Source organism: Actinosynnema sp. NPDC059335, from assembly GCF_042752395.1.
Lineage (GTDB): Bacteria > Actinomycetota > Actinomycetes > Mycobacteriales > Pseudonocardiaceae > Actinosynnema.
This window is the reverse complement of sequence record NZ_JBHYXZ010000148.1, coordinates 12,310-20,546: the sequence shown is the minus strand read 5'-3', so window position 1 is coordinate 20,546 and position 8,237 is coordinate 12,310. Positions and strand designations below refer to the sequence as shown.

Annotated in this window: 6 protein-coding genes; 4 read left to right on the top strand and 2 right to left on the bottom strand. The window is 69.5% G+C overall.

Going from position 1 to position 8,237, the window contains the following annotated elements; translation table 11 throughout:
* Window positions 1–79 precede the first annotated feature (79 nt).
* The gene (gene trpS / locus ACFXGA_RS32515; protein ID WP_378094605.1) at window positions 80–1,045 is read right to left on the bottom strand and encodes a tryptophan--tRNA ligase; all 966 of its coding nucleotides are present in this window, start codon (window positions 1,043–1,045) and stop codon (window positions 80–82) included.
* A gap of 193 nt (window positions 1,046–1,238) precedes the next feature.
* On the opposite strand from trpS, the gene ACFXGA_RS32510 reads away from it, so the two are divergent.
* Window positions 1,239–1,538, top strand: coding sequence for a YciI family protein (locus ACFXGA_RS32510; protein ID WP_378094603.1), 300 nt, complete (start codon window positions 1,239–1,241; stop codon window positions 1,536–1,538).
* Window positions 1,539–1,583: 45 nt separating this feature from the next.
* Here the strand turns inward: ACFXGA_RS32510 and ACFXGA_RS32505 are convergent, their stop codons facing one another.
* Window positions 1,584–1,748 carry a hypothetical protein gene (locus ACFXGA_RS32505; RefSeq protein WP_378094601.1) on the bottom strand — a complete coding sequence of 55 codons (165 nt, stop codon included), beginning with the start codon at window positions 1,746–1,748 and terminating at the stop codon, window positions 1,584–1,586.
* Window positions 1,749–1,894: 146 nt separating this feature from the next.
* Between ACFXGA_RS32505 and typA the strand changes: the two genes are divergently transcribed.
* From typA to ACFXGA_RS32490, 3 genes are all read left to right on the top strand, one after another.
* Window positions 1,895–3,796, top strand: coding sequence for a translational GTPase TypA (gene typA, locus ACFXGA_RS32500; protein WP_378094599.1), 1,902 nt, complete (start codon window positions 1,895–1,897; stop codon window positions 3,794–3,796).
* A gap of 489 nt (window positions 3,797–4,285) precedes the next feature.
* A complete protein-coding gene (locus tag ACFXGA_RS32495) occupies window positions 4,286–5,956 on the top strand; it encodes an ABC transporter family substrate-binding protein (protein WP_378094597.1) in 1,671 nt (556 codons plus the stop codon).
* Between the two features lie 327 nt (window positions 5,957–6,283).
* On the top strand, window positions 6,284–8,071 hold the full coding sequence (locus ACFXGA_RS32490) for an ABC transporter family substrate-binding protein (RefSeq protein ID WP_378094595.1): 1,788 nt from the start codon (window positions 6,284–6,286) through the stop codon (window positions 8,069–8,071).
* Window positions 8,072–8,237: the final 166 nt, after the last annotated feature.

Genomic DNA, 8,237 nt, shown 5'->3' with positions numbered 1-8,237 from the left:
AACATAACTTAACTACGAAAAAAACGCGGGCTGCGAGAACGTATTAAACAGCATTTAGGGACGTAGGACTCACGCGGGGTTAGTTGAGGCCCGAGAGGCGCAGGGCGGCGTCCAGGCGGTGGCGGCAGCGGTCGCGGGAGCGTTCCGCGCCGTGCGCGCGGGCCCGGTCCAGCTCGGCCGGGTCGTCCAGCAGGCCCTGCGTCACCTCGCGCACGGGCCGCAGCTCCTCGACCACCGCCTCCGCGGCGGCCTCCTTCAGCTCCGCGTAGTCCCGGATCGAACCCGCCAGCTCCAACGGGTCCTTCCCGGTGCACGCCGCCAGGATCTCCAGCAAATTCGCCACCCCCGGCTGCTCCTCCGGCGCGTAACGCACCTCGCCCCGGTCGTCGGTCACCGCACGCCGGATCTTGCGGCGCACCAGGTCAGGCGGGTCCAGCACGAACACCGTGCCCGCCGCGTCCTTCGCCGACTTCGCCATCTTCCGCGACGGGTCGGCCAGGTCGCGCACCCGCGCCGCGGTCGGCGGCACCACGGCCCGCGGCACCGCGAACACCTCGCCGTAGGTGCCGTTGAACCGCCGCGCCAGCACCCGCGCCAGCTCCACGTGCTGCCGCTGGTCGTCACCGACCGGCACCTCGTGCGCGCCCTGCAGCAGGATGTCCGCCGCCATCAGCACCGGGTACGTGAGCAGGCTCAACCGGACCGACGACCGGCCCGCCGACTTCTCCTTGAACTGGATCATCCGGGCCGCCTCGCCGTACGTGCAGGTGCACTCCAGCACCCACGTCAACGCCCCCAGCTCGCGGACCAGGTCCGACTGCACCGCCACCGACCGCGGGTCCACGCCGGCGGCGACGAGCACCGCCAGCTGCTCCCGGGTCAGCGAGCGCAGCCGTGACGGGTTGTGCGACGTGGTCATCGCGTGCAGGTCGCTGATGAAGTACACGTCCTCCCCGGTCCCCTCGGCGGCCCACCGCCGGATCGCGCCGAGGTAGTTGCCCAGCTGGACGGGGCCGGACGGGGTGATCGCGGACAGCCTGACCATGGTGATCCCTTCGGGGTGTGCCCGCTCGAAGAGACCCCCGGAAACCGCGAAGGCCGCCCCAGCGGGCGGCCTGCGTTCGTCTGCGCGCAGTTCTCAGGGCCGCCGGAAGGCGGACCACCAGAACGTGTGAAGAGCGCGCACAAGCCGGATTCTAGCGCGTCACCCCGGCGTGTCACGGGGCTACATTCGACCTATGTACGTCGTGCTGCTGGAGTACATCGCACCGCTGGACGAGGTCGACTACGCCCTCCCGGACCACGTGGAGTGGCTGAAGAAGCAGTACGAGGCCGGGAACTTCCTGGTCTCGGGCCGTCAGGTGCCCCGGTCGGGCGCCGTGATCATCGCCCGACCGATGTCGCGCGGGAAGCTGGACGCGCTCCTGGCCACCGACCCGTTCGTGATCCGCAAGCTGGTCAAGTGCCAGGTGGTCGAGTTCCAGGCGACCCGGACCGCCCCCGAGCTGGCCAGGGTCAACGAAGCCGTGTCCGGCTGACCGGCCACGGCCCCGCTCCACCCGGCGCCGGCCGGGCGGCCGCCCTCACGCGGCCTTCTTCTTCTCCTTGCGCTCCTGCTTGGCGGCCTTCTTCGCCGCCTTCTTCTTCGCCTTGAGCAGCGCGACCACCGGACAGCTCTTGCACCGGGGCGTCGATCGGCAGCACTTCTTCTTCACCTTGACCTTGCCCACGCGTTGTGCTCCACTCATCCGGGTGTCCTCAGAGTAGGTGAGGCTGACCTCACCTGCCGTGCCTGTGTGGTAAGGGCACGCCGCCCGGTAAGCTGTATTCAGGCTGCGCGCGATCCACGTCCGGCGCCTGGCTTCCCTCGCACACACAGCTCTAGGAGTTCCGCGTGCCCACGGCCACCGCGTCGATCAAGGAAACGCTGGTCCGCAACGACCTGCGCAACGTCGCGATCGTCGCGCACGTTGACCACGGCAAGACGACCCTCGTCGACGCCATGCTCCGCCAGTCCGGCGCCTTCTCCGAACGAGCGGAGCTGGTCGACCGCGTCATGGACTCGGGCGAGCTGGAGCGCGAGAAGGGGATCACGATCCTCGCCAAGAACACCGCGGTCCGCCGCCAGACGCCCGACGGGCCCGTCACCATCAACGTGGTCGACACCCCCGGCCACGCCGACTTCGGCGGCGAGGTCGAACGCGGCCTGTCCATGGTCGACGGCGTCGTGCTGCTCGTGGACGCCTCCGAGGGGCCGCTGCCGCAGACCCGGTTCGTGCTGCGCAAGACGCTGGCCGCCGGCCTGCCCGTGATCCTCGTGGTGAACAAGGTCGACCGCCCCGACGCCCGGATCTCCGAGGTCGTCGAAGAGGCCCACGACCTGCTGCTCGACCTGGCCACCGAGGTCGGCGCGGACGACTCGGTGCTCGACCTGCCCGTCGTCTACGCCTCCGCCCGCGCCGGCCGCGCGTCGCTGAACCAGCCCGAGGACGGCGGCCTGCCCGACGAGGAGAACCTCGACGTCCTGTTCGACGTGCTGTTCAAGCACATCCCGGCCCCGACCGGCGACGCCGACGCGCCCCTGCGCGCGCTGGTGACCAACCTCGACGCGTCGTCGTTCCTGGGCCGCATCGCGCTGTGCCGCATCGAGGCCGGCCGCATCCGCAAGGGCGAGACCGTGGCGTGGTGCCGCGAGGACGGCTCCGTGCACAAGGTCCGCATCACCGAGCTGCTGATCACCGAGGCCCTGGACCGCGTGCCCGCCGAGCAGGCGCGCGCGGGCGACCTGGTGGCCATCGCCGGCATCCCCGACATCACCATCGGCGACACGCTCGCCGACGTCGACAACCCCGAGCCGCTGCCGCGGATCACCGTGGACGAGCCCGCGATCTCGATGACCATCGGCGTCAACACCTCGCCGCTGGCCGGCCGCAACGGCGGCACCAAGCTGACCGCGCGGGTCGTCAAGGCCCGGCTCGACTCGGAGCTGGTCGGCAACGTGTCGGTGCGCGTGCTGCCCACCGAGCGGCCCGACACCTGGGAGGTGCAGGGCCGCGGCGAGCTGGCGCTGGCCATCCTGGTCGAGCAGATGCGGCGCGAGGGCTTCGAGCTGACCGTCGGCAAGCCGCAGGTCGTGACCAAGACCATCGACGGCAAGCTGCACGAGCCGTTCGAGCGGCTGACCATCGACGCGCCGGAGGAGCACCTGGGCGCGATCACCCAGCTGCTCGCCAACCGCAAGGGCCGGATGGAGAACATGGCCGGCCACGGGACCGGGCGGATCAAGCTGGAGTACGTCGTGCCGTCGCGCGGCCTCATCGGCTTCCGCACCGAGTTCCTGACCGAGACCCGCGGCACCGGCATCGCCAACGCGGTGTCCGAGGGTTACGGCCCGTGGGCCGGCGAGATCCGGACCAGGCACAACGGCTCGCTCGTCGCCGACCGGTCCGGCCAGGTCACCGCGTACGCGATGATCCAGCTCGCCGACCGGGGCACGTTCTTCGTCGAGCCCGGCGCGGAGGCGTACGAGGGCATGGTCGTCGGCGAGAACCCGCGCGCGGAGGACCTCGACGTCAACGTGTGCCGGGAGAAGAAGCTGACGAACATGCGCACGTCGACCGCCGACGTGATGGAGACCCTGGCCCGGCCGCGGAAGCTGTCGCTGGAGGAGGCGCTCGAGTTCTGCGCCGCCGACGAGTGCGTCGAGGTCGCGCCGGAGGTCGTGCGGGTGCGGAAGGTGACGCTGGACGCGAACCAGCGCGGCCGCGAGCGCAACCGCAACAAGTTGCGGGGCTGACCGCCGCTCCTTATATATAGGGTGTGCTGACGGCACCTCGGGCTCCGGCCCGGGGTGCCGTCGTCGTCCCAGGACCGGTCGCCCAGGGCCGCCGAACACGATCGGGTGAACATCGGCCAAAAGTGTACGGAAACACTGTTACGGTCCCTCGGTTGGAACATGAGGAAACCGCGACCGACCACCCCGACCATCACCACCCCGCCCCCGACCCCGACCCGGCCCGAACTCCGGTCCGATCCCGACTCCGGCCCCGGCTCCCATCCCGATCCCGACTCCGATCCCGGTCCCGACCCCGGCCCTGATCCCGGCTCCCGCGCCGACCTGACGCCGGCCCGGATCCCGAACCCGACGACCCGGAACTCGACCGCGGACCCGGCGAACCGCGCGCGTGGGTGAGCGGAGCGGCGGGAGGGGCGGTGGGCCGGTCGGGGTAGCGGGAGTCGTGGGGTTGGGCGTCAACTGTCAGCGCCGTCTGGCACGCTCGTACCCATGGGGACGCGAACGGTTCTTGCGGTGGTGGCTGCGCTCGTGCTGGCGGGCTGCACGGCGACGCCCCCGCCACCCCTGGTGCCGTCGACGCCGGGGATGACGGTCGTCCCGAAGGAGAAGCAGAACGAGATCGTCGTCGGGATGGACGACGTGAAGGGCGGGTACAACCCCCACACGCTGGCCAGCCAGAGCACGGTCACCACGGCGCTCGCCTCGCTGCTGCTGCCCTCGACGTTCCGGACCGACGCGGACGGCAGTCCGCGGCTCGACCTGGACCTCGTGGTCAGCGCCGAGGTGACCAGCGCGGAGCCGTACACGGTGACGTACACGTTGCGGCGGGACGCGAGCTGGTCGGACTCCGCGCCGATCGCGGCCGAGGACTTCGTGTACCTCTGGCAGCGGATGCGGGAGGAGCCGGGGGTGGTGGACCCCGCCGGGTACCGGCTCATCGACGACATCGCCAGCCGCGAGGGCGGCAAGGTGGTGGAGGTGCGGTTCAGCAGGCCGTACCCCGGCTGGCGGAACCTGTTCCGCCACCTCCTGCCCGCCCACCTGCTGAAAGACGCCCCCGGCGGGTGGGGGGCGGCGCTCGCGGACAGCTTCCCGGCCACGGCGGGGCCGTTCGCGGTCCGGTCGCTCGACCAGCCGCGCGGCGAGATCGTGCTGGAGCGCAGCGACCGGTTCTGGGAGGAGCCGCCCGCGCTCGACCGGCTGGTCCTGCGCCGCGCGAGCCAGCACGACACGATCGAGGCCCTCAACACCGGTGACGCCCAGGTCGCCCTCCTGCGCGCCGACGCCATCGCGACCAAGGACGTCGAGGAGCTGTCCCGGACGAACCCGCTCACCACGGTCGTCGTCCCGCGCCCGGAGGTCGTCCAACTCCTCTTCCGCCCCGCCGCGCCGCAGATGCAGGACGTCCGCGTCCGCACCGCGGTGATGAACGCGCTCGACCGCGAAGACCTGATCGCGCTCGGCGTCCGCAGCGGGCCCAGTGCGAAGCTCCGGGCGGACGCCCAGGTCATCCCCCCGAGCAAGCCCGGCTACACCCCGACCATGCCCCCCAAGGCCGGTGACCCGGCGCAACTCCTCACCGAAGCGGGTTACACCCGACCGGCGGGCGGGCAGTGGGGGCGTGACGGCAAGCCGCTCGAGTTGACCATCGCCGCACCGGCCGGGATCGAGCCGTACGTGGCCATCGCGAACCGAGTCCAACGTCAACTGTCATTGTCCGGAATCGCCGCGCGCGTCCTGACAACGCAGCCCAATGAGTTGTTCGGCCAAGATCTGTCGGATACCGCCGCGCCCAATGAGGTGGTCGACATTGCCGTCGTCCCCCAGGTGGACACCGGCGATTCCGCGGCCCTTCTGGCATCCACATTCGGGTGCCGGCCGTCACAGGACGACGGCGGTACACCCATTCCGGCGAATCTGTCGGGTTTCTGCGACCAGGCGGTCCAGCCGGTCATCGAGCAGGCCCTCAGCGGCGAGGTGCTGCTGGCCGACGCGCTGCGGACGATCGAGCCGGTCCTCTGGCAGCAGGCCGTCTCGCTGCCGTTGTTCCAGGTAGCCGACCTGATGGTGGTGCTCCCGGAGGCCACCGGGGTGGGCGCGGGCGCGCCGTTCGCCGGTCCGCTGAGCACCGCGCGCGCCTGGGAGCGCGAAGATCGTTGACCGTTGACCCGGACGAAACACTGGCTTCAAGATGCGTTCGCGGTGCAGTATTGACAGTATTCTCGCCGTCCGGTTAACGAACGCTCCCACCGGGTAACGACGGAGTTGCGTGCTGCGACCAACGTGTCACCCTTTGGTCACGATCGGCCGATGGGCAGTGACCGTGCCGCGCGCCGCTTCTTATCGTGCTGCAACGGTGTGTCGGTTCGGGGCGCGTTTGGCACATCACGGTTATGGGTGGAAGTCGGCCCAAACGGTCGCTCCAACCCAGTGCTAGGAGGGCACGTGTCGATGAGGAGATCAAAGGCTGTCTCGGCGCTTGCGCTGTTGACCGGAGCCACGCTCGTGCTGAGCGCGTGCGGTGGCGGCGGTTCGGGCAGCGGCGACCAGAGCGGGCCGCAGGACCTGGACCCCGGTGCGATCGGCGGCCAGGACGAGCTGTTCAAGCGTCCCAAGGTGGACGACATCGGCGAGGTCGCGGTCGCCGTGGAGGAGGGCTTCCACAACTACAACAACAACATCGGCGCGACGAACAACTTCTCCAGCACCATCGCGCTGTCCAACGTGCAGCCCTCGCCTTACATCACCGAGCTGGTCGACGGCAAGGTCATCATCAAGGTCGACGGCGACCTGATGGAGTCGGTCAAGGTCACGTCGAGCGACCCGCAGACGATCGAGTGGAAGGTCCAGAAGGCCGCGGTCTGGTCGGACGGCGAGCCCATCGACTGCGACGACTTCTACCTGAAGTGGCTGGCCGCGACGAGCAAGGCCACCGTCAAGGGCGAAGGCGGCGAGGAAGCCTCGATCTTCGACTCGTCCCCCACGGGCTACGAGAACATCGAGAAGCTCGAGTGCTCGGACAACGACAAGACGATCACCACCACGTTCTTCAAGGACAAGCCGTTCGCGGACTACCGCGGCCTGTTCTCGCAGCCCGGTAGCGACAGCCTGCTGCCGGCGCACATCCTGGAGCAGAAGACCGGCGTCGCGGACATCACCAAGGTGACGCCCGCCCAGAACGACGAGACGGTCCAGAAGGTCGCCGACTTCTACACGAAGGGCTGGCTGGGCTTCGACCCGGCGGTCGCCCTGTCCGGCGGCCCGTACCAGATCGTCTCCACGGACCTCAAGGACCAGACGGTCCTCGAGCGCAACCCGAAGTGGTGGGGCAACCCCGGCGGCCCGGCCAAGGTGATCCTCAAGACGAACACCGACGCCCAGTCCGCGGCCCAGCAGCTGCAGAACAAGGAAGTCAGCGTCATCGCGCCGCAGGCCGACCCGGCGGTCGCCCAGCAGCTCCGCGGTGACAGCGCGTTCGACGTCTACGCGGCCGGTGGCCAGACCTACGAGCACGTCGACTTCAACATGGCGGTCCCGCTGTTCAAGGAGAACAAGGACCTGCGCCTGGCGATCGCCCAGTGCTTCGACCGCGAGGCCCTGGTCGAGAAGCTGATCGCGGACGTCGACCCGAACGCCAAGCCGCTCGGCAGCCTGACGTTCCAGCCGAACGAGGTCGGCTACGAGGACCACTACGGCGACATCGGCAAGGGTGACGTCGCGGCGGCCAAGAAGACCCTCGAGGACGGCGGCTGGAAGCAGGGCGCCGACGGCATCTACACCAAGGGCGAGTTCCGCGCCTCCTTCAAGCTGGGCCACAAGATCGTCCAGCGTCGTTCAGACACGGTCCGGATCCTGCAGGACAAGTGCAAGCAGGCCGGCATCGAGATCGTGGCCGACCAGGCCGCGGACTTCAACGACAAGCGCCTCCCGGCCAGCGAGTTCGACGCCGCGCTGTTCGCGTGGGTCGGCCAGCCGCTGAAGGCCGGCGCGTACGGCAACTACGCGCAGAAGTCCAAGGGCGGTTCCGGCAACTACAACAACTACGACTCCGCCGCCCTGACGGAGAAGTGGGCAGCCGCGAACGGCGAGCTGGACTACCAGAAGCGCATCACGATGATGAACGAAGCGGACAAGATCATGCGGGACGACCTGCACAGCATCCCGCTGTTCCAGCTGACCGACTTCGCCGCGTCGAGCGCGGACATCGGCCCGATCTCCTACATCGGTGTCGGCGGTGGCGTGACCTGGAACCTGTACGCCTGGCAGAAGAAGTAATTACGACGCCGGGCTCGCCGAGAGTCCAGTGATGTGAAGCACGACCCAACCGCCGGGGGGGGGGGGGGGCCAAAACCCCCCCCCCCCCCACGGTGTAGAGGCGCGGGGGGAGCCCACAACGGACACGCGGGGGGCGTGAGGTCTTAAAATATGGAATCTTTTGAGA